This window comes from Xanthobacter luteus, assembly GCF_040049235.1.
GTDB lineage: Bacteria > Pseudomonadota > Alphaproteobacteria > Rhizobiales > Xanthobacteraceae > Xanthobacter.
In genome coordinates this window covers 1630638-1652520 of sequence record NZ_JBDZDO010000001.1, presented here as the reverse complement: position 1 = coordinate 1652520, position 21883 = coordinate 1630638, and the positions used below count along the sequence as shown (strand labels likewise).

Annotated in this window: 19 protein-coding genes; 13 read left to right on the top strand and 6 right to left on the bottom strand. The window is 71.6% G+C overall.

Features of this window, described 5'->3' with window-relative positions; translation table 11 throughout:
• Nucleotides 1-6: 6 nt before the first annotated feature.
• Nucleotides 7-993: an aldo/keto reductase gene (locus ABLE88_RS08015; RefSeq protein WP_348830913.1), complete on the bottom strand. Its 987-nt coding sequence runs from the start codon at nt 991-993 to the stop codon at nt 7-9.
• 93 nt (nt 994-1086) lie between these two features.
• Here ABLE88_RS08015 and ABLE88_RS08010 point away from each other — a divergent pair, with 93 nt between their 5' ends.
• On the top strand, nt 1087-1743 hold the full coding sequence (locus ABLE88_RS08010; RefSeq protein ID WP_348830912.1) for a TetR/AcrR family transcriptional regulator: 657 nt from the start codon (nt 1087-1089) through the stop codon (nt 1741-1743).
• 57 nt (nt 1744-1800) lie between these two features.
• On the opposite strand, the gene ABLE88_RS08005 is transcribed toward ABLE88_RS08010, so the two are convergent.
• The gene (locus ABLE88_RS08005; protein ID WP_348830911.1) at nt 1801-2352 is read right to left on the bottom strand and encodes a protease inhibitor Inh/omp19 family protein; all 552 of its coding nucleotides are present in this window, start codon (nt 2350-2352) and stop codon (nt 1801-1803) included.
• A gap of 342 nt (nt 2353-2694) precedes the next feature.
• On the opposite strand from ABLE88_RS08005, the gene ABLE88_RS08000 reads away from it, so the two are divergent.
• From ABLE88_RS08000 to ABLE88_RS07950, 11 genes are all read left to right on the top strand, one after another.
• The gene (locus ABLE88_RS08000) at nt 2695-3465 is read left to right on the top strand and encodes an SDR family NAD(P)-dependent oxidoreductase (RefSeq protein WP_348830910.1); all 771 of its coding nucleotides are present in this window, start codon (nt 2695-2697) and stop codon (nt 3463-3465) included.
• A gap of 166 nt (nt 3466-3631) precedes the next feature.
• Nucleotides 3632-4162, top strand: coding sequence for a CDP-alcohol phosphatidyltransferase family protein (locus ABLE88_RS07995; RefSeq protein ID WP_348830909.1), 531 nt, complete (start codon nt 3632-3634; stop codon nt 4160-4162).
• Between the two features lie 391 nt (nt 4163-4553).
• A complete protein-coding gene (locus ABLE88_RS07990; RefSeq protein ID WP_348830908.1) occupies nt 4554-5651 on the top strand; it encodes an AI-2E family transporter in 1098 nt (365 codons plus the stop codon).
• A 5-nt stretch (nt 5652-5656) separates the two neighbouring features.
• A complete protein-coding gene (locus ABLE88_RS07985) occupies nt 5657-6364 on the top strand; it encodes a P-loop NTPase family protein (protein ID WP_348830907.1) in 708 nt (235 codons plus the stop codon).
• A gap of 67 nt (nt 6365-6431) precedes the next feature.
• Entirely contained in the window at nt 6432-8621 is a 2190-nt protein-coding gene (locus ABLE88_RS07980) for an RNA degradosome polyphosphate kinase (RefSeq protein ID WP_348830906.1), read from the top strand.
• A 13-nt stretch (nt 8622-8634) separates the two neighbouring features.
• Entirely contained in the window at nt 8635-10146 is a 1512-nt protein-coding gene (gene ppx / locus ABLE88_RS07975) for an exopolyphosphatase (protein ID WP_348831115.1), read from the top strand.
• 117 nt (nt 10147-10263) lie between these two features.
• On the top strand, nt 10264-11760 hold the full coding sequence (gene radA, locus ABLE88_RS07970; RefSeq protein ID WP_348830905.1) for a DNA repair protein RadA: 1497 nt from the start codon (nt 10264-10266) through the stop codon (nt 11758-11760).
• A gap of 115 nt (nt 11761-11875) precedes the next feature.
• The gene (locus ABLE88_RS07965) at nt 11876-12469 is read left to right on the top strand and encodes a CvpA family protein (protein WP_348830904.1); all 594 of its coding nucleotides are present in this window, start codon (nt 11876-11878) and stop codon (nt 12467-12469) included.
• Between the two features lie 313 nt (nt 12470-12782).
• On the top strand, nt 12783-14303 hold the full coding sequence (purF, locus tag ABLE88_RS07960; RefSeq protein ID WP_348830903.1) for an amidophosphoribosyltransferase: 1521 nt from the start codon (nt 12783-12785) through the stop codon (nt 14301-14303).
• A 6-nt stretch (nt 14304-14309) separates the two neighbouring features.
• Entirely contained in the window at nt 14310-14723 is a 414-nt protein-coding gene (locus ABLE88_RS07955) for a VOC family protein (protein WP_510182874.1), read from the top strand.
• 25 nt (nt 14724-14748) lie between these two features.
• Entirely contained in the window at nt 14749-15492 is a 744-nt protein-coding gene (locus ABLE88_RS07950; protein ID WP_348830901.1) for an SDR family NAD(P)-dependent oxidoreductase, read from the top strand.
• A gap of 9 nt (nt 15493-15501) precedes the next feature.
• Here the strand turns inward: ABLE88_RS07950 and ABLE88_RS07945 are convergent, their stop codons facing one another.
• The 4 genes from ABLE88_RS07945 to ABLE88_RS07930 are packed head-to-tail and all read right to left on the bottom strand — an operon-like array spanning nt 15502 to nt 20838.
• The gene (locus ABLE88_RS07945; RefSeq protein WP_348830900.1) at nt 15502-17499 is read right to left on the bottom strand and encodes an acetyl/propionyl/methylcrotonyl-CoA carboxylase subunit alpha; all 1998 of its coding nucleotides are present in this window, start codon (nt 17497-17499) and stop codon (nt 15502-15504) included.
• A gap of 2 nt (nt 17500-17501) precedes the next feature.
• Nucleotides 17502-19136, bottom strand: coding sequence for a carboxyl transferase domain-containing protein (locus ABLE88_RS07940; protein ID WP_348830899.1), 1635 nt, complete (start codon nt 19134-19136; stop codon nt 17502-17504).
• Nucleotides 19137-19469 (bottom strand): AtuA-related protein, encoded by a 333-nt coding sequence (locus tag ABLE88_RS07935; protein WP_348830898.1) that lies wholly within the window; start codon nt 19467-19469, stop codon nt 19137-19139. It abuts the gene before it with no gap.
• 4 nt (nt 19470-19473) lie between these two features.
• On the bottom strand, nt 19474-20838 hold the full coding sequence (locus tag ABLE88_RS07930) for an acyclic terpene utilization AtuA family protein (protein WP_348830897.1): 1365 nt from the start codon (nt 20836-20838) through the stop codon (nt 19474-19476).
• A 261-nt stretch (nt 20839-21099) separates the two neighbouring features.
• Between ABLE88_RS07930 and ABLE88_RS07925 the strand changes: the two genes are divergently transcribed.
• The gene (locus ABLE88_RS07925) at nt 21100-21879 is read left to right on the top strand and encodes an enoyl-CoA hydratase/isomerase family protein (RefSeq protein WP_348830896.1); all 780 of its coding nucleotides are present in this window, start codon (nt 21100-21102) and stop codon (nt 21877-21879) included.
• Nucleotides 21880-21883 lie beyond the last annotated feature (4 nt).

Sequence of the window (21883 nt, the reverse complement as noted above, 5' to 3'; positions counted from 1 at the left end):
CGCCGATCAGAGCCCGACCGCGGCCATGCCGGCGGCGGGATAGCGCGTGCCGGCCACCTTCTCCGGCGCGAACATCGCGTCGAGGGTGGCGATCTCCGGCGCCGAAAGCCGGATCGCGGTCGCCGCCACGTTCTCTTTCAGATACTTCTCGCGCCGCGTGCCGGGGATCGGCACCACGTGGTCCTGCTTGTTCAGGATCCAGGCGAGGGCGATCTGGGCGCTGGTCGCGCCCTTCTGCGCGGCGAAGTCGGCGAGCGCCTCCACCAGGCGCCGGTTCTGCGCCAGCGCCTCGCCCTGGAAGCGCGGATTGGTGCGGCGGAAGTCGCCTTCCGCCAGACCGTCCGTGCTCGCCACCGCGCCGGTGAGGAACGAGCGGCCCAGCGGGCTGTAGGCGACGAGGGCGGCGCCGATCTCCCGGCACGCCGCCAGCATCCCGCGCTCGGGATCGCGGGTCCACAGCGAGTACTCGCACTGCACCGCGGTGATCGGGTGCACCTTGTGCGCGCGCTTCAGGGTCTCCACGGCGCATTCGGACAGGCCGAGGAAGCGCACCTTCCCGGCCTCCACCAAGCCCTTCATGGCGCCCACCGTGTCCTCGATGGGGGTCTTCGGATCCACGCGGTGCAGGTAATAGAGATCGATGGTGTCGACGCCGAGCCGCGCGAGGCTCGCCTCGCAGGCGGACCGCACATAGTCCGGCGCGCCGCTGACGCCGAGGCGCTCGCCGTTCGGCCCGCGCACCAGGCCGAACTTGGTGGCGAGCACCACCTTGTCGCGCCGGCCCTTCAGGAAGCGGGCGATCAGGCGCTCGTTGTGGCCACAGCCGTACATGTCGGCTGTGTCGAAGAAATTTATGCCGAGATCGAGGGCCGCTGCTAGGGTTGACAGCGACTGCTCGTCGTCGCTGGGGCCATAGAATTCGGACATGCCCATGCAGCCGAGGCCGATGGCGGACACGGACAGACCCGAGCGACCGAGGGGGCGGTGGTCCATGGGGGACCTCCTGGGGATTGGAATGGGGGACGCCCCGGCAGGCGATGTCGGCCGGGACGCGCAATAAGTACACCGAACGGTTTACATAAGTCAATGACCGACGCGCCAGGTGCCAGCGCACCACCTCGACCCGGATCGGAACCCGCGCCCGCCGCCCGCCGCCGCGACCCGCGCGGCACGGCGGCGCGCATCCTCAAGGCGGCGCGCGCTTTGTTCCTGGAAAAGGGCTATGGCGCCACCTCCATGGACGCGGTTGCGGCCGCCGCCCCGGTCTCCAAGCGCACGCTCTACCAGCATTTCGCCAGCAAGGCGGAGCTGTTCGCGGCGGTGATCGACGAGGCCTGGTCGCACCTCACCCGCGCCCCGCCGCTGCCGGCGGAGACCGCGGGCTGCCCGCGCGCGGTGCTGCGCGCTTATGTGGAGGGGCTGAAGGCCCATTGGGACCGGCCGGACGTGATCCCGCTGCTGCGGCTCGTCATCGCCGAGGCGCCGCGCTTCCCGGAACTGTCCCAGGCCTATTTCGCCGCCGGCAAGGAGCCGATCGTCAAGGCGCTGCAAGGTTATTTCACGACGCTGGCGCGGGCGGGCCGGCTCGCCCCCGGCGTCGACCCGGAACTGGCGGCGGCCCAGTTCATGGGCGCCATCAAGGAGCCGCTGTTCTGGCCCCGGGTGCTCGGCGTGCCGGTGGCGTTCGATCCCGGCGCGACCGTGGAGCGCGCCATCTCGGCCGCGCTCGGGCCCGAGGACTGAGGCCGGCGGCCGCGACAGACCCCCGTCCGCGCGGCCTCGACCGGCGCCGGCGCGCGCTCAGCGCACCAGGACCACCTGCTGGTTGGTGTCGGCGATGGTGCCCACGTAACGGTTCGGGCCGGACGGCTGGAGCCGGGCGGTAACCTTGCCCTGGTGGTTCTGCAGCACCAGGTCCGGGCCCATCATGTCCCAGCCCTTGGTCATGAAGATCTCGCTCGGACAGGATACGTCCGCCTGCGCGGCGAGGCCGTTGAGGCCGCGCGTGGTGGAGAGCATCACCGGGCAGGAGTTGCGCCCGTTGTCCCAGCCGAAGCTCCACGCGCCGGACATCTGCTCCTTGGCGGCGGTCGGGGCATAAGCGGTGCCGCCGGGATTGGCGGGCGGCGGCGTCAGCGGAACGGTGGCGGCGGTGCGGGTGGTGATGGCCCCGGTGGCGGCCGCGGAGACCCCCACCGGGGCGGGGGAACTCTCCGCCGCGCCGGTGGGCGCCGTCGTCACGCGGTTGCTGTCCATGGCAGAGGGCTTGGCGCCGAAGCCGTCGAGCTCCGTGCTGCAGCCGCCCACCATGACCGCAGAAGCGATCGCCGCCCCCAGATAGACCACCTTCATCCACACTCTCCGGACGTTCCCCGCAACCCTAGCCAGTTCCAACCCGATCCGCCACCGCCCGCGGCGCGATCGGAGGTCTTCCATGGCCATTCACAACGTTCGGCTCGTGGCGCCCTTGGCGCGCGTCGCCCGCACAGACTGTAAGCCTGCAAGCCTTTTCCGAGAACATGGCATCACCATGGCCGCATGACTACTTCGATACCGTAAATTTGACGCGGATGGACGCAATGGTTAATGCGCGCTATCCCACCGCCGCCTCCCGCGCCGGCCGCCGCCAAACGGCGACGCTCCGGCGCCGTGCGCGGAAAACCCGTTCCCAGGCGCCGACCAAGGAACCCGCAAATGTCCGCCATGCTCGATCCCCGTTCCCTCACCGTGGTCGTCACCGGCGCCACCTCGGGTATCGGCGCGGCCGCCGTGCGCCGCTTTGCCGCCGCCGGCAGCCGCGTGGTGGCGATGGCCCGCCGCACCGATCGCCTGGCCGACCTGCGCGCGGAGCTGGGCGAGGCGATCCTGCCGGTGGAGCTCGACGTGCGCGACCGCGACGCGACGCTGGCCGCCTTCGCCGGCCTGCCGGCGCCGTTCGCCGACTACAACGTGGTGTTCGCCAATGCCGGCCTCGCGGTCGGGCTCGATCCGGCCCAGCAGGCCAGCCTCGACGCCTGGGACACCATGGTCGAGACCAACATCAACGGCCTGCTCTACACGGTGCGCGCGAGCCTGCCGGCGATGATCGCCCGCAAGCAGGGCCACGTGGTGCTCACCGGCTCCCTCGCCGGCGACTTTCCCTATCCCGGCGCCAACGTCTACGGCGCCACCAAAGCGTTCGTGAAGCAGTTCTCCCTGAACCTGTGGGCCGACGTCGCCGGCACCGGCGTGCGGGTCACCAACATCGAGCCCGGTCTGGTGGAGACCGAGTTCTCCATGGTGCGCTTCGAGGGCGACAAGGGCCGCGCGGACAAGGTCTATGCCGGCGCCGACCCGATGACCGGCGCCGACATCGCCGAGCAGGTGTTCTTCTGCTGCACCCTGCCGCGCCACGTGAACATCAACCGCATCCAGGCCATGCCCAGCCGCCAGACCTTCGGCAACATGGCCGTGCGCCGCGACTGACCGGCGCGCCTTTGGCCGGGCGGCGCGGCCGGCGCCGACCGGCTGTTGCCGCGCGCGCCGATTCCAGCCGCGTCAGCGCCCGGCCGGTCGGGGCGATCGGCCGGGGCCTACCGCCACGCCGGCGCCTTCCCTATGTTTGCCGCCAAAGCAGAACGGGGAACGCCGCGTGAGCCTGCCGAACATCATCACCCTGGTCCGCATCCTGCTGGTGCCGGTGGTCATCTGGGCCATCGCCTCGGGGCGCCCGCAGCTCGCCTTCTGGCTGTTCGTGGCGGCCGGCATCTCCGATGCGCTCGACGGCCTCATCGCCAAGAAATTCGGCATGCAGACCGAGCTCGGCGCCTATCTCGACCCGCTCGCCGACAAGGCGCTCCTGGTCTCCATCTACCTGGCGCTCGCCGCCACCGCTTTGGTGCCGAGCTGGGTCGCCATCGCCGTGGTGACGCGCGACGTGCTGATCGTCGGCGCGGTGCTGCTCGCTTTGGTGCTCGCCCGGCCGGTGGCGATCGCGCCGCTGCTGATCTCCAAGGCCAACACCGTGGCGCAGATCTGCTTCGCGGCCCTGGTACTGGCGTGCGCCGGGTTCGACATCGAGGCGCCCGAGCTGGTCGAGCTCGGGCTGGTGGCGGTGGGCCTCTTGACGGGGGTTTCCGCCGCGGCCTATCTCGCGGAATGGACGCGCCACATGGCGAAGTGATCCCGGCCCGGCGCGCAGGGCGGTCCCCTCGGCGCGCGTGACGCGGGCAAGCGGGCGCTCGCCGGCATCCGCTCGCCGGCATCGAAGGGGTCCGGCTCGGAACGGCGTGGCATGGCACGGCCAGGGCTTGAACGACCAGGGCTTGAACGACCAGGGGCTTGAACGACCAGGACTGAACGGCGGCGCGGACGCCGGCCCGCGCCAAGCCGCGCCCGGCGCATCAGCAGCAAGCGCTTCGGCCATGATGCCGGACGGTCGAGGCCGGACGCTCGCGACGCACCTTCGGCGCGGACCGTTTGACACGGGCGATTGACACGGGTCGATTGACGCGCAACGACCGGCGCGGAACAACTGGTACGACGCGGTGCGGCGCATGATGCGAGGAGGCGCGATGGCCGGCAGGGTTCAGGTGGGCTTCTGGATTGGCACGCTGATCGCCGCCATCCTCGTCCTCTGGCTGCTGCGCGGCGTCCTGCTGCCGTTCGTCGCCGGCATCGTGCTGGCCTATTTCCTCAATCCGGTGGTGATGCGGCTGGAAACGCTCGGCATCGGCCGGGTGCCGTCGAGCGTCGTCATCGTCGGCATCATGCTGCTGTTCGTGATGCTGTTTTTCCTGGTGCTGCTGCCGGTGCTCTCGAGCCAGCTGTTCGACTTCATCCAGCGCCTGCCGTCCTACGTGACGCGCCTGCAGGGCCTTGTCACCGAGGAGAACCGGGAGTGGCTCAGCCACATCGTCGGCGACCGGCTGCCGGACATGCAGCGCTCGATCTCCGAGCTGATGACGCAGGGCGTCGCCTATCTGCTCGGCCTCCTGTCCTCGGTGTGGTCCGGCGGGCAGGCGCTGATCTCCATGTTCGCGCTCATGGTCGTGACGCCGGTGGTGATGTTCTACATCCTGTGCGACTGGGACACGATGGTGGGCTATGTGGACCGGCTGGTGCCGATCCCGCACCGGCCGGTGGTGCACGATCTCGCCCGGTCCATGGACCTTGCCATCGCCGGCTTCGTGCGCGGGCAGGCCATGGTGTGCCTGATCCTCGGCACCTTCTACGCCGTCTCGCTCTCCATGCTCGGCCTCAATTTCGGCCTGCTGATCGGCATCGTCTCGGGGATCATCTCCTTCATCCCCTATGTGGGATCGCTCACCGGCTTCATCCTCGCCATGGGGGTCGCCATCGTCCAGTTCTTCCCCGACTGGGGCATGATCGGCAGCGTGCTCGTCATCTTCGTCGCCGGCCAGACCATCGAGGGCTACGTGCTCTATCCCAAGCTGGTGGGCGACAGCATCGGCGTGCACCCGGTCTGGCTCATGTTCGCCCTGTTCGCCTTCGGCTACCTGTTCGGCTTCGTCGGCCTGCTGCTGGCGGTGCCGCTGACCGCGGCAACCGGGGTGCTGGTGCGCTTCGCCATCAGCCAGTATCTGGATTCCAGCCTCTACCGGGGCGAGGGCGACGACCCGCTGCCGCCGCCGGCCGCCGGTCCGACCTGAGCGCCATGCCCAAGGCCTCCCCCCCGCGCCAGCTGCCGCTCCAGCTTTCCGGCCAGCCGGCCTTGCGGCGCGAGGACTTCCTCGCCGCGCCGGGCAATGCCGCCGCGCTCGCGCTCATCGACGCCTTTCCCGACTGGCCGGCCCGCGTGGTGTGCCTGGTCGGGCCCGAGGGCGCGGGCAAGAGCCACCTCGCGGCGATCTTCGCCGAACGCTCGGGCGCGCGCCTGGTCGAGGCGCGGGCGCTCGACCGGGCCGGCGTGCCGGAGGCGGTCGAGACCGGCGCCCTGGTGCTGGAAGACCTGGAGCCGGGGGGCTTCGAGGAGGCGGCGCTGTTCCACCTGCTCAACCTCACCCGCGAGCAGAACGCCTATCTGCTGCTCACCGCCCGCCTGCCGCCGGCCCAGCTGCCGCTCGCCACCGCCGACCTCGCCTCGCGCCTGCGCACCGTGCCGGTGTTCGAGATCGCCCCCGCCGACGACGCGCTGCTCGCGGCGGTTCTGGTGAAGCTGTTTGCCGACCGCCAGCTGACGGTGGACGAGGCGACCGTCCAATACCTCCTGCTGCGGGCGCCGCGCTCGGTCGCCGGGGCGAAGCGGGTGGTGGAGGCGATCGACGCGGCCGCGCTCGCCGCCGCCCGTCCGGTGACGCGCGCGCTCGCCGCCCAAGTGCTCAAGGAGCATGCGGAACTGGCGACCAACGAAGACGAGGACTGAGCGCGCCGGCCGTCATAGAGTAGTCACGCTAGGCGGCCATGGTCCGGCCGAGCAAGGGGGACCCAGCATGAGCGCAAACGACGTCGCAGCCTTGGTGGAGGTTGAGGAATTCGTCGCCGACGACGCCCGCGAGGCGGTCTCGCTTTCGGCCTCGCCCGAGCGCTTCATCAACCGCGAAGTGTCGTGGCTGCACTTCAACCGCCGGGTTCTGGAGGAAGCCTCCAACAAGGACCACCCGCTGCTCGAGCAACTGCGCTTCTTGTCCATCTCGGCCAACAATCTCGACGAATTCTTCATGGTGCGCGTCGCCGGCCTCAAGGAGCAGGTGCGCGAGGGCGTGCAGACCCCGAGCCCGGACGGCCTCACCCCCTCCGAGCAGCTGGTGAAGATCATGGCGGGGGCGGCCCAGCTGATCGCCGACCAGCAGGCGCGCTGGCGCGAGCTGCGCCCGGAGCTGGCCGGCGTCGGCGTGGTGCTGGTGGACGGCGCGGACACCACCGGCGCGGACCGGCAGGCGCTGGAGAAGCATTTCCTCAACTACGTCTTCCCGGTGCTCACCCCGCTGGCCATCGATCCGGCCCATCCCTTCCCCTTCATCCCCAATCTCGGCTTCTCGCTGGCGCTGCAGCTGGTGCGCGCGGGCGACGGCCGGGGCATGAACGCGCTGATCCGCATCCCCGCCAAGGTGGATCGCTTCATCCGCCTGCCCGACGAGGGGCAGGCCATGCGCTTCATCACCCTGGAGCAGATGATCAGCCTGTTCATCGCCCGCCTGTTCCCCGGCTACGAGGTGCGCGGGCAGGGCGTGTTCCGGGTGGTGCGCGACAGCGACCTGGAAATCGAGGAGGAGGCGGAGGACCTGGTCCGCCTGTTCGAGACCGCCCTGAAGCAGCGCCGCTACGGCGAGGTGATCCGCATGGAGGCGGACGCCGCCATGTCGGACGAATTGCGCAACTTCGTCGCCCGCGAGCTCGGCGTGAACGACGACGAGATCTTCGTGATCGACGGCGTGCTCGCCATGAACGAGTTCTCGCAGCTGGTCTCGGTGGACCGGCCCGACCTCAAGTTTCAGGCCTACAACGCCCGATTTCCCGAACGCATCCGGGATCACGGCGGAGACTGCTTTCTTGCTATTCGTGAGAAGGACATTCTGGTTCACCACCCTTATGAATCCTTTGACGTGGTGGTTCAGTTTCTGCGCCAGGCCGCCCGCGACCCCAACGTCGTCGCCATCAAGCAGACCCTCTACCGAACCTCCTCCGACAGCCCGATCGTGAAGGCGCTGGCGGAGGCCGCGGAGGCCGGCAAGTCGGTGACCGCGCTGGTGGAATTGAAGGCGCGCTTCGACGAGGAGGCCAACATCCGCTGGGCGCGCGACCTCGAGCGCGCGGGCGTGCAGGTGGTGTTCGGCTTCATCGAGCTGAAGACCCACGGCAAGCTCTCCATGGCGGTGCGCCGGGAAGGCGGCACCCTCGCCACCTACGTGCACGTGGGCACCGGCAACTACCACCCCATTACCGCGCGCATCTACACCGACCTCAGCTTCTTCACCGCCGACCCGGTGATCGCCCAGGACGTGGCGCGCATCTTCAACTTCATCACCGGCTATGCGACGCCCGGCGAACTGGACGTGATGGCGGTCTCGCCCACCACGCTGAAGCCGCGTTTGCTGCGCAACATCGCCGAGGAGGTCGCCCACGCCAGAGCCGGCCGCCCGGCGGCGATCTGGCTGAAGTGCAACTCGCTGGTGGATCCGGAGATCATCGACGCGCTCTACGCGGCGAGCGGGGCCGGGGTGCAGATCGACTGCGTGGTGCGGGGCATCTGCTGCCTGCGCCCCGGCATCCCCGGCCTGTCGGAGAACATCCGGGTGAAATCCATCGTCGGGCGCTTCCTCGAGCACTCGCGCATCTACTGCTTCGGCGCCGGCCACGGTTTGCCGAGCCCGCAGGCGATCGTCTACATCTCCTCGGCGGACCTGATGCAGCGCAACCTCGACCGCCGCGTCGAGACACTTTGCCCCATTATCAATCCCACCGTGCACGAGCAGGTTCTCGACCAAATCATGGTGGCGAATCTCATCGACAACGAGCAGAGTTGGCGGGTGCTTCCGGACGGCTCGTCCGAGCGCATCGTTCCCGGCCCGGGCGAGGAGCATTTCAACGCCCATCGGTATTTCATGACCAACCCGAGCTTGTCTGGACGTGGAAAGTCTCTCAAAGATTCTTCGCCGCGCAGTCTCCTCGTCCGCCGCTGAGCCGGCGGACGACCTGCACGGCGCGCCGGGGCGCATCGCCTCCGGCCCGCCCATCGCGGTGATCGACATCGGCTCCAACTCGGTCCGCCTCGTGGTCTATGAGGGGCTGACGCGGGCGCCGACCCCGATCTTCAACGAGAAGGCGCTGTGCGGCCTCGGCCGCGAGGTGCTCTCCACCGGCCGTCTCGCCCAGGACGCGGTGGAGCGCGCCTTCGCGGCGCTGCGCCGCTTCCGCGCCCTGTGCGAGGCCATGCGCGTCGGCCGCGTCCTGGCCCTCGCCACCGCCGCCGCCCGCGACGCCCAGAACGGCCCCGCTTTCATCGCCGAATGCGAGGCGATCTGCGGCGTGCCGATCGAGCTGCTCACCGGCCGGCGCGAGGCCGAGCTTGCCGCCTCCGGCGTGGTGTCCGGCGTGCACCACCCGGACGGCATCGTCGGCGACCTCGGCGGCGGCTCGCTGGAGCTGGTGGACGTGCGCGGGCAGAAGATCGGCACCGGCGTAACCCTGCCGCTCGGCGGCCTCGCGCTCGAAGACCGCTCGGCGAAATCGCCGCGCAAGGCCGAGAAGATCGTGCGCGACACCATGCCGGAGGCGGAGGTGCTCGGCCAGCTGGCGGGGCGCACCTTCTACGCGGTCGGCGGCACCTGGCGCGCGCTGGCGCGGCTGCACATGTTCCAGAAGGGCTATCCGCTGCACGTGATGCACGGCTACACCCTGCCCGCCAGGGAGGCGCTGGACTTCTCGCGCATCGTCCACCGCGCCGCGCCCGAGGCGCTCGCCCATATCGACATGGTCTCCGACGCGCGCCGCCCGCTGCTCACCTACGGCGCGCTGGTGCTGGAGAACGTGGTGCGGCTCGGGCGCCCCTCCGAGGTGGTGATCTCGGCCATGGGCGTGCGCGAGGGCCTGCTCTATTCGCTGCTCACCCCCGAGGCGCGGCGCGAGGACCCGCTGATCGCCGCCGCGCGCGAGCTGAACCTCCTGCGCTCGCGCGCGCCGCGCCACGGCGAGGAGCTGATCGCCTGGACCGACGCCTTCTTCGGCTCCTCGCTGGTGCTGGAGGAGGGCGAGGACGAGGCGCGCCTGCGCCGGGCGGCGTGCCTGCTGGCCGACATCGGCTGGCGCGCCCATCCGGACTATCGCGGCGAGCAGAGCCTCAACATCATCGCCCACGCCGCCTTCGTCGGGGTGGACCATCCGGGGCGGGGCTATATCGCGCTCGCGGTCTATTTCCGCCACATGGGGCTCGGCGAGGACGAATACGGCTCCCGGGTGCTGGAGCTGGTCACCACCGGCATGCTGGACCGCGCGCGCATCCTCGGCGCGGCCATGCGGGTCGCCTATCTGCTGTCCGCCGCCATGCCCGGCATCCTGCCGCGCACCCCGCTGAAGGTGCAGGGCGACCAATTGGTGCTGAGCGTGCCGCGGGCGCTGTCCGCGCTGATCAACGAGCGCGTCCTCAACCGGCTGCGCCAGCTCGCCCGGCTGATCGGCCGCGAGCCCCAGGTGGTGACCGCCGGCTGACCGGCGCTGTGCCGGGCGCGCCCGCTTGCCCCCCGGTGCGGCGAGACGCTGGCGCCCCGCCCGCTTAAACTCGCCGCGCGGCCGCAGATTCGCGCGCCGCCGGAGACCAGCGCATCCATGGCCAAGCGTGACCAGCCGAGCTTCGCCTGCCAGGCCTGCGGCGCGGTCTACACCCGCTGGCAGGGCAAGTGCGACGCCTGCGGCGGCTGGAACACCATCGCCGAGGAGGCGGCCGCCGTGGCCCAGGCGGTGCCGGCCGCCCAGCGCGCCGGCCGCAAGGGGCGCGCGGTGGCGCTGGAGAGCCTGGAAGGGGTCGGCCGGCCGGCGCCGCGCCTCGTCTGCGGCATCGGCGAGCTCGACCGGGTGGCGGGCGGCGGCTTCGTCCCCGGCTCGGTGCTGCTGATCGGCGGCGACCCCGGCATCGGCAAGTCGACGCTGCTGGTGCAGGCCTCCGCCGCGCTCGCCCGGCGCGGCCTCAGGGTGGTCTATGTCTCGGGCGAGGAGGCGGTGGACCAGGTGCGGCTGCGCGCCCAGCGCCTCGGCCTCGCCCAATCCCCCGTCGGCCTCGCCGCCGAGACCAATGCCGAGAACATCATCGCCACCCTCGCCGCCGGCCCGCCGGTGCATCTGGCGGTGATCGATTCGATCCAGACCATGTGGTCCGACAGCGTGGAATCCGCCCCCGGCACGGTGACCCAGGTGCGCACCTCGGCCCAGCTGCTGGTGCGCTACGCCAAGCAGACCGGCGCCTGCGTGATCCTGGTCGGCCACGTCACCAAAGACGGCCAGATCGCCGGCCCGCGCGTGGTCGAGCACATGGTGGACGCGGTGTTCTCCTTCGAGGGCGACGGCGGCCACCAGTTTCGCATCCTGCGCGCCCAGAAGAACCGCTTCGGTCCCACCGACGAGATCGGCGTGTTCGAGATGACCGGCACCGGGCTCTGCGAGGTGGCGAACCCGTCCGAGCTGTTCCTGTCCAACCGCGACGCGGGCGCCCCCGGCACGGCGGTGTTCGCCGGCATGGAGGGCACGCGCCCGGTGCTGGTGGAGATCCAGGCGCTGGTCGCGCCCTCCACCCTCGGCACGCCGCGCCGTGCCGTGGTGGGCTGGGACCCGGCGCGCCTGTCCATGGTGCTGGCGGTGCTGGATGCGCGCTGCGGCGTGCGGCTCGGCGGCCACGACGTCTATCTCAACGTCGCCGGCGGCTTCCGCATCGGCGAGCCGGCGGCCGACCTCGCGGTCGCCGCCGCCCTGGTCTCGGCGCTCACCGGCGCGCCGCTGCCGGCCGACGCGGTCTATTTCGGCGAGGCGAGCCTCACCGGCGCGGTCCGGCCGGTCGCCCAGGGGGCGGCGCGGCTGAAGGAGGCGGCCAAGCTGGGATTCGGCCAGGCGGTGGTGCCGCCGGGCGGCGCCGAGGGCAGCGACGGCATCGCCGTGGCCCCGGTGGCCTCGCTCGCGGCCCTGGTGGCGCAGGTCGCCGCCCGCGCTCCGCGCCGTGCTCCCATGCGCGAGACGCAGGACACAGGGGGCCGGCCCGGCCTTCCGCAGCGGCCGGCGGAGGCGGATCCGGCGCCGGTACAAGGCTACGAGACGGAAGCGCAGATCAAGAGATGACGCGGCCTTGCGCGCGGGCTATATGACCCGCGCGGCTCGTCCTTTCGGGGGGCGTGAGGTCGTGTCCTGCGCGCGGGCGCCTTCGGGCCCGCGCCCACCACGGATCATAGCACCGATGCCTGTGACCTTGCTGGACATAATTGTTATCTCGGTGATGCTGCTTTCGGGCATCCTCGCCATGGTGCGCGGGCTACTGCGCGAAGTCTTCAGTATCCTCTCCTGGGTCGTCGCGGCCGGCGTGACCCTCTATTTCTACAAGTCGACCTTGCCTTACGTGAAGCCCTACATCACGCAAGACATGGCCGCCACGGCAACGACGATCGGAATATTGTTCCTCGGTACGCTGCTGATCGCCTCCATCATCACCGCGCGCATCTCCGACGCGGTGCTCGACAGCCGCATCGGTCCGGTGGACCGTTCGCTGGGCTTCCTGTTCGGGCTCGCGCGCGGCCTGCTCGTCATGGTGGTCGCATTCCTGTTCTTCAATTGGCTCGTCCCCTCCAAGAGCCAGCCGCCGTGGGTTCTGGACGCCAAATCGCGCCCGGCGCTGCAAAGTGCGGGGGATTGGCTGATGGCCCAGTTGCCGGATGACCCTGAAAACACCATTTTGAATAGGCTTAAGAAGCCGCCCGCCGGCGACGAGGGCGACGTGCCTGCCGCGCCCGCCGCCCCGAATGCGCCGGCTCCTTCGGGAGGCGGGAGCAACTAGAGCCCGGTTCTCCGCCGCCACACGCGGACGGACGGACGGGCCGCGGTCTTGGACCGCGGATTCCGGCATGGGGACGGCGCCGCGGCGGGATCTTGCCGATCCGCCCGGCGCCAGCCCCGGCGTGGGGCACCACGATGGCAGCGGGATGTGCCCCGCCTGCCGCTGGGGCACGCGCCGTTCTGCTTGCATGCAAGCCGAACGGATACGCGTTCTCTAGTCTCACTTGGAGGGCGATCCGTCGGTCGGATTGAGTCAATCTGATCGGATCGCGCTCCGGATGCGCGGCACCGGCCAAGGGCCGCGGAGGTTTGGAATGGACGCGCAACACGAGGCGGCGCCGGAGGCGGCGGACCATGGGTCCGCATCCTTCCCGGCGCATTCGGACTTGGATCTCGACCTGAACGGCGACCGCCTGCGCGAGGAGTGCGGCGTCTTCGGCATCTACAACCATCCCGATGCGGCGGCGATCACCGCCATCGGCCTGCACGCGCTCCAGCACCGCGGCCAGGAGGCGGCGGGCATCGTCTCCTATGACGGGCGGCGCTTCCATTCCGAGCGGCGCCTGGGCCTTGTGGGCGACACCTTCTCCGACGCCCGGATCATCGCCCGCCTGCCGGGCGACAGCGCGGTCGGCCACGTGCGCTACTCCACCACCGGCGAGACGCTGCTGCGCAACGTCCAGCCATTGTTCGCCGAGCTCGACGCCGGCGGCTTCGCGGTGGGGCACAACGGCAACCTCACCAACGGCCTCACCTTGCGCCGCCAATTGGTGCGCGAGGGCGCCATCACCCAGTCCACCACCGACACCGAGGTGATCCTGCACCTCGTGGCGCGCTCCAAGAAGCCGCGCTTCATCGACCGCTTCGTCGATGCCATCCGCGCGCTGGAGGGCGCCTATTCGCTGGTGGCGCTCACCAACAAGAAGCTGATCGGCGCGCGCGACCCGCTCGGCATCCGTCCGCTGGTGCTGGGCTCGCTCGACGGCGCGCCGATCCTCGCCTCGGAGACCTGCGCCCTCGACATCATCGGCGCGCGCTACGTGCGCGACGTGGAGAACGGCGAGGTGATCGTCATCGACGAGGAGGGCGTGACCTCGTTCAAGCCGTTCCCGGCCATGGCACCGCGCCCCTGCATCTTCGAGTACATCTATTTCGCCCGGCCCGATTCGGTGGTGGGCGGGCGCTCGGTCTACCAGGTGCGCAAGACCATGGGGCAGGTGCTCGCCGAGGAGAGCCCGGCCAAGGCCGACGTGATCGTTCCGGTGCCCGATTCGGGCGTGCCGGCGGCGATCGGCTTCTCCCAGTTCTCCGGCATCCCCTACGAGCTCGGCATCATCCGCAACCATTATGTGGGGCGCACCTTCATCCAGCCGACCCAGTCGGTGCGCGACCAGGGCGTGCGCATGAAGCATTCCGCCAACCGCTCGGTGGTGGAGGGGCGCTCCATCGTGCTGGTGGACGACAGCCTGGTGCGCGGCACCACCTCGGTGAAGATCGTGCAGATGATGCGCGACGCGGGGGCCAAGGAGGTGCATTTCCGCATCGCCTCCCCGCCCATCACCCACCCGGACTATTACGGCATCGACACGCCGGACCGCGACAAGCTGCTCGCCGCCACCCACGATCTGGAAGGCATGCGACGCTATATCGGCGCCGATTCGCTCGCCTTCCTGTCGGTGAACGGCGTCTACCGCGCCATGGGCTGCGAGGCGCGCGACCCGGTGCGGCCGCAATTCACCGACCATTGCTTCACCGGCGACTACCCGACCCCGCTCACCGACCGCTCCAGCCAGGTCTCGTCGCAGCAGCTCTCGCTGCTGGCCGAGGCGAGCTGAGCCTTGGTGGAGCTTGCCACCTGGCATCGTGGCCGGCTGATCGACCATGTGCAGCTGGTGGTGGCCGATCTTGCCGCCTGCCGGCGCTTCTACGGCGCGGTGCTCGCGGTGCTCGGCATCCCCGTGGTGGACGGCGAGGACCACTTCTTCGCCGACGAGCTGTTCGTGAGCGCGGGCACGCCCCCGACCGGGCGCGCCCATCTCGCCTTCCAGGCGCCCGACCGGGCGAGCGTGGACCGCTTTTACGCCGCGGCGCTCGCCGCCGGCGGCCGCGACCATGGCGCCCCTGGCCTGCGCGACTATCATGCCGATTATTACGCCGCCTTCGTGCTCGATCCCGAGGGCAACAACATCGAGGCGGTCCATCACGGCCCCGCCCGCCGTTCGGCGCCCAGCGTCGAGATCACGGCGGCAGGCTGAGGCGACCCCTAGCGCGAGGTAATCCGTGCCCGACCGGCCGCTTTCCGAGAAGATCGCCCTCGTCACCGGCGCCACGCGCGGCATCGGCGCCGCCACCGCGGTGGCGCTCGCCGCCGCCGGCGCCCACGTGATCGCCACCGGCCGCACCGAGGGGGCGCTGGAGGAGCTGGACGACGCGGTGAAGGCCGTGGGCGGCAGCGCCACCCTGGTGCCGCTCGACATGAAGGACGTGGAGGGCATCGACCGTCTGGGCGGCGCGCTCTACGAGCGATTCGGAAGGCTCGACGTGTTCGTCGGCAATGCCGGCGTGCTCGGCCCGCTCACCCCGCTCGGCCACGTCTTCCCCAAGGACTGGGACGAGATCGTCCAGGTCAACCTCACCGCCAACTGGCGCTGCATCCGCTCCTTCGACCCGCTCTTGCGCCTGTCCACCACGCCGCGCGCGGTGTTCGTCACCTCGGGGGCGGCGCACAAGGCGCGCGCGTATTGGGGGCCCTATGCGGTCACCAAGGCCGCGCTCGAGGTGCTGGCGCGCACCTGGGCGGCCGAGCACGCCAACGCCAACCTCAAGGTGAACCTGTTCAATCCCGGCCCGATCGCCACCCGCATGCGGGCCCGGGCCTTCCCCGGCGAGGATCCGGCCACGCTCCCGACCCCGGAGGCCGCGGCCGCCGCCATCGTCCCTTTGTGCCTGCCCGAATTCGAGCAGACCGGCCGGCTCTACGACTTTCCCACCGGCCGCCTCTTGGACTTCCAGATGCCGGCCTGAGACCGGCGCTCACGGCGCCAGGCGCACCAGCCTCTGGCCGGCCTCCACCTGCTGGCCCACCCGGCACGCCACCTCGGCGACGATCCCGGCGCGCGGGGCGGTCACGGGGTTCTCGAACTTCATCGCCTCGACCACCGCCAGCAGGTCGCCGCGCGCCACCCGCGCGCCGTCTTGCACCGCCACCGCGACCACGAGGCCGGGCATCTCGGCGCCGGCCCAGTCGGCGGCCTGCGCCGCGTCCGGGCCGCCGCCGACCGCGCGCGAGACCTCGGCGCGCGCGCCGTCGAGGAGCACCTCCACGGTGCCGGCGCGCACCAGGGCGCGCCAGTCCCGACCGTCCGCCGTGCCCGCCAGCAGGCCGCCGGCGGCGCGCGCGCCGGCCACGCCCATGGCGCGGCGCCGGCCGAAGCCCTCGGCCTCCAGGCGCACCGCGCCGCCTTGCGCCGCGAGCACCTTGACCTCCACCCGCCCGCCGGCCGTCTCCAGCACCATCTCGCCCAAGGCGGCGCCCGCGAGCGCCCGGCGGCCGTAAGGCTGCCCGCCGGGCTGCCAGGGAGAGGGCCAAATCGAGGCCGGGCCGTCGCCGGCTCCCATCGCGTCGAGGAGGAGCGCCGCGCCCGCCACGGCGGCATGCGCCAGAGGGTCCGCCTCGGGCAGCAGCTCCGGCAGCACGTCGTCGATGAAGCGGGTATGGACCGCGCTCGCCTCGACCTCCGGCCGGGCCATGAGCGCGGCGAGGAAGCCGAGATTGGTGGCCACCCCCATCACCGTGGTCCCGGCGAGGGCGGCGCGCATGCGCGCCAGCGCCTGCGGCCGGTGGTCCGCGGCGACGATGAGCTTGGCGATCATGGGATCGTACTGGGGCGGCACGGGGCTTCCCGCCTCCACCGCGCTGTCGACGCGCGCCGCCGCGGGCCAGGCCAGATGGGTGATGCGCCCCGGCGCCGGCCGGAAGCCGGCGGCGGGGTCCTCCGCATAGAGCCGGCACTCGACCGCGTGGCCGCGGGCGCGGATCTGCTCCTGGGGAAGCGGCAGCGGCGCGCCTGCGGCGAGGCGCAATTGCCATTCCACGAGGTCGAGCCCGGTGATCGCCTCGGTCACCGGGTGCTCCACCTGGAGGCGCGTGTTGACCTCCAGATAATAGAAGGCGCCGTCGGCGCCGACGATGAACTCGAAGGTGCCGGCGTTGCGGTACTTCACCGCCTTGGCGCCGGCCACCGCCGCCTGCGCGAGGCGGGCGCGCAGATCGTCCGGCAGGCTGGCGGCGGGCGCCTCCTCGATCACCTTCTGGTGGCGCCGCTGGAGCGAGCATTCGCGGTCGAACAGGTGCACCGCGCCGCCGGCGCCGTCGCCGAACACCTGCACCTCCACATGGCGCGGGCGCTCGATCAGGCGCTCCACCAGCAGGCGCCCGTCGCCGAAGCTGGAGCGCGCGGTGCGGATCGCCGAGGCGATCTCGGCGCGCGCGTCGAGCCGGTCGACCACCTGCATGCCCTTGCCGCCGCCACCCGCCACGGGCTTCAGCAGCGCCGGCAGGCCGGTGGCCGCGATCAGCCGCACCACCGCCTCGACGTCGTCGGAGGCCGCGTCCGCGCCCGGCACCACCGGCACCCCCGCTTTGGCCATGAGCGCCTTGGCGCGCGCCTTGTCGCCGAGCGCGGCGATGGTGTCTGGCCGCGGCCCGACGAAGATCAGCCCCGCCGCCTCCACCGCGGCGGCGAAGTCGGCATTCTCCGCCAGGAAGCCGACGCCGGGATGGATGGCGTCCGCCCCGGTCTCGCGCGCGGCGCGGATCAGCGCCGCCCCGTCGAGATAGGAGCGCGCCGCCGGTGCCGGGCCGATGCGCACCACCTGCGCCGCGCCGTCGAGATGGGGCGCGCCGCGGTCGGCGTCGGAATGGACCGCCACATAGGGCAGGGCGAGCCGCGCGCAGGTTCGACCGATGCGGCGGGCGATCTCGCCCCGGTTGGCGATCAGGAGCTTGCCGATCGAAAGCGGGCCGGTCATGGCTACATCCGGAACACGCCGAAGCGCGTCTCCCCCTTCGGGCCGCCTTTGGCCATGGCGAGGGCGAGGGCGAGGAAGGCGCGCGTGTCCTCCGGCTCGATCACCGCGTCCACCCACAGGCGGGCGGCGGCGTGGATCGGGTGGCTCGAGGCCTCGTAGGCGGCGCGGATCGGCGCCTCGAAGCGCGCCCGTGCCTCGGCGTCGAAGCTCTGGCCGGCCTTGCGCAGCTGCTCCTCGCGCACCAGACCGAGCACGGTCGCCGCCTGCTCGCCGCCCATCACCGAGGTGCGCGCATTGGGCCACATGGCCATCAGCCGCGGGCCGAAGGCGCGCCCGCACATGGCATAGTTGCCGGCGCCGTAGCTGCCGCCCACCAGCAGGCTGAATTTCGGCACCGCGGCGGTCGCCACCGCGTTCACCAGCTTCGCCCCGTGGCGGGCGATGCCGCCCGCCTCGTACGCCTCGCCCACCATGAAGCCGCTGATGTTGTGCAGGAACAGCAGCGGCACCTGGCGCTGGCAGCACAGCTCGATGAAGTTCGCCGCCTTCTGCGCGCTCTCGGCATAGAGCACGCCGTCATTCATCAGCACGCCGACGCGGTAGCCCGCGATGGCGGCGGTGCCGCAGATGATGGTGCGGGCATAGCGCGCGCGGTATTCATCGAGCCGGCCGCCGTCGATCAGCCGGGCGAGGATCTCGCGGGCGGGCAGGCGCTGGCGCGGGCTTTGCGGGATCAGGCCGGCGATCTCGAACGCCGGGCCGAGCGGCGGCTCCGGCGGCAGATCGGGGCCGGGCAGCGGCGGGGCGGGGGCGCGGGCGAGGATGGCGCGCACCGTGGCCAGCGCCGCGACGTCGTCGTCCGCCAGATGGTCGGCCACCGCGCTCCGGCTGGTGTGCAGGTCGGCGCCGCCGAGCGTCTCGGCGTCCACCACCACGCCGGTCGCCGCCTGCACCAGCTGCGGGCCGCCGAGGAAGATGGTGCCGGTGCCGCGCACGATCACGGTCTCGTCCGCCATGGCGGGGATATAGGCGCCGCCCGCCGTGCACGAGCCCATGACGGCGGCGATCTGCGGCAGGCCGAGCGCCGACATCTCGGCCATGTTGCGGAAGATGGCGCCGAAATGGTGCGCGTCCGGGAAGATCTCCTCCTGGAGCGGCAGGAAGGCGCCGCCCGAATCCACCAGATAGATCGAGGGCAGGCCGTTCTCCCGCGCCACCTGCTGGGCGCGCACCTGCTTCTTCACCGTGAGCGGGTAATAGGTGCCGCCCTTCACCGTGGCGTCGTTCGCCATGATCATGGCGAGGCGCCCGCCGACGCTGCCGATGCCGGTGACGATGCCCGCCGCCGGCACCGGCTCGTCATAGACGCCGTGGGCGGCGAGCGCGCCGATCTCCAGGAACGGCGTCGCCGGGTCGAGGAGCAAAGCGATGCGCCGGCGCGCGGTGAGCTTGCCGCGCGCCTGGTGCCGCGCCACCGCCTCGGCCGGTCCGCCGGCGGCGGCGAGGCGCCGCGCCGCCTCCACCGCCGCGCACTGGCGGCGGAACGCCTCGGCATTGTCGGCGGCGGGATCCTGCGCCGTTCCTTGCGCGGGCTCCGCCGCCGCGTCCGGCGCGGGGCCGTCCGGCGGGGCGGCCATTCAGGCGGCCTCCGATCCGCCGGGCGGCATCACGGCTTCCAGGCGCAGCAGGCCGTTGCCCATGGCCTTGCCGGTCTGGTCGAGGCGCAGGGTGCGGGTCGCCCCGCCGCCGAGCGCGCCGCGCATGATCACCACCACGGCCTCGATATTGTCCATGGGATAGATCTCGACCGCGCCCTGCACCCAGTCGCCGAACAGCGCCTTGACGCGCGCGGGCGTGAGGCTCGCCAGCAGCACCGGATAGTCCTGCGGCCGGCGGGCGATGACGCCCACCGAGACCACGTCGCCCTTGTCGCCCGAGCGCACATAGGCGAAGTCGCGAAGCAGCGGCATGGCTTCAGGCCTCCAGGAGCGAGACGCGCTGCGTCACCACGGACTGCGGCACGAGGGTGGGCCACACGCCGTAGACCGGGCGCGGCTTCATGGGGGTGCCGAACGAGGTGCCGCCGGGGCCCATGATCCACAGCTGGGCACAGGCCCGGCGCACCTTCTCCGCCTCCTGGCGGGTGGCGGTGTGGACCGCCACGCGCAGCCCGATCTCGGCCGGCTCGTAATCCGGCATGGGGGAGGCCGGCCCGTGCAGCATGTTGACGCCGACGAGGTCGAACTGCACCGCGTCGGCCTTCAGCTGCAGCCGCTCGAAGCGCTCGCCCAGGGTCTGCTTCGCCTTCTCGGCGCGCGCCAGCGCGTCGGGCCAGGGGAAGAACATCATGCCCTCGCCGATCCAGCCGTCCTCGTAGCCCACCACCAGCTTGAGCGTCTCGGGGCGCGGGCCGCCGCCCATGTGCGAGAGCTTCACCCGGTCCGGCCCGATCTGCTCGAGACGCACCCGGGTGAAGTCGGCGACGCCGTCGGGCATCAGGTAGCGGCGCGGATCGCCGATCTCGTAGACCAGGTGCTCCTTGACCGTGAACGGATCGACCCGCCCGCCGGTGTGGTCGAGCTTGGTGATGACCGCGGTGCCGTCAGCGTCGAGCTCGACGATGGGAAAGCCGACGCGGCCCATGTTCGGCATCTCGTCGAAGCGCGAAGACATGCCGCCGGTGGTGGCGGCGGCGCACTCCACCACGTGGCCGACCGTGATGGCGGCGGCGATGCGGTCGGTGTCGGGCGCGCCGTAGCGCCAGCCGAACGCATGCATCGCCGGTCCCACATAGAGCGCGTTGTCGGACACCCGGCCGGCGATCACCACGTCCGCCCCCTGGGCGAGCGCCTCCACGATGCCGGAGCTGTCGGTATAGACGTTGGCCGCCACCACGCGGTTGCGGATGGCGGAAAAGTTGGTCTCGCCGGTGTCGAGATTGGTGAGGTCGGTGCCGGCCGCGATCAGCTCGTCGAGCCGGTCCATCACGTCGTCGCCTTCGATCACGCCGACCCGCAGGCCGGCGAGGCCGAGCTCGCGGGCGAGCGTTCGGATGCGCTCGCCGGCCGCGCGCGGATTGGCGCCGCCGCCATTGCAGACGATGCGCGTGCCGCGCGCGCGGGCGAGGGGAAGAAGAACGGAAAGGTGGGCCGGAAGATCTGGAATGTAGCCCGCCTCCGGGTCCTTCAGGCGCTGGCGCTGGAGCAACGCCATGGTCAGCTCGGCGAGATAGTCCATGGACAGAAAATCGAGCGCGCCCCGCTCCAGAAGCTCGACCGCCGGGTCGAGGGCATCTCCCCAGAAGCCGGAACCGGCCCCGAGCCGCAGCGACCGCCTCATCCGCGCCACTCCCGAAAAAACGTTCTCCCGCAACGCCCAAAGGGCGGCCACGCCGCGCCGCGGCGGGTCCCGCAGGGTCCGGATCGTGGCCGAGGGTGCGTCGCGGCGGGGGGCAAAGTCAAGCAGATTTCGAAATTGAGTTCCGCAAGATGGATTTTTGTTTGACCCGCCGACGGCCCCGGCTCTAAGCTCGCGCAGACAGAAGGACGCCGCCGAGCGCCCCGGCCCCATCGGGCCAGTCCTGGAGGAAGGCCCCTCGCCATGGAGGCGGAAGAGGTCGAGTTCGCCGTCGCCGACGGCATCGCCCGCGTCACCCTCAACCGCCCGGCGCGCCGCAACGCGCTCAGCGCGTCGATGGCGAACGCGCTCACCGCCGCCTGGGTGCGCGTCGACGCCGACGCGGCGATCCGCGCCGTGGTGCTCGCCGCCGCCCCCTGCGGCACCTTCTGCGCCGGCATGGACCTCAAGGAGATGGCGGCCGCCCGCGCCGCCGGCGCCGATGTCCTCGCGGGCATCGCCGATCCGTTCCAGGCGCGCCTGCGGGCGGTCCAGAAGCCTGTGGTCGCGGCGCTCGGCGGGCATTTCAGCGGCGCCGGCGTGCTGCTCGCCATGGGCGCCGACATCCGCGTCGGCCTCGCCGGATCGCGCGCCGCCATCTCCGAGGCGCGGTTCGGCCGCGGCACCGCATGGGCGGTGCCGCTGCTGTGGATGCTGCCCCAGGCGGTGCTGAGCGAGATGGTGCTCACCGGCGCGCCCTTGCCCGTGGAGGAGCTGTGGCGCCACGGCTTCGTCAACCATCTGGAGCCGACGCCGGAGGCGGTGCTGGCGCGCGCCTGCGCCATCGCTGGCGCGATCGCCCGGAACGCGCCGCTCTCGGTGCGCGCCGCCAAGGCGACGCTCGCCGCCGGCATGGACCTCGGCTGCGCCGCCGGGCTCGCGCGCGGCGCCGAATTGCACCGCGCGGTCTATGCCAGCGCCGACGCCGAGGAAGGCCCGAAGGCCTTCGCCGCGGGGCGCGCGCCGGTCTGGCAGGGCCGGTGACAGG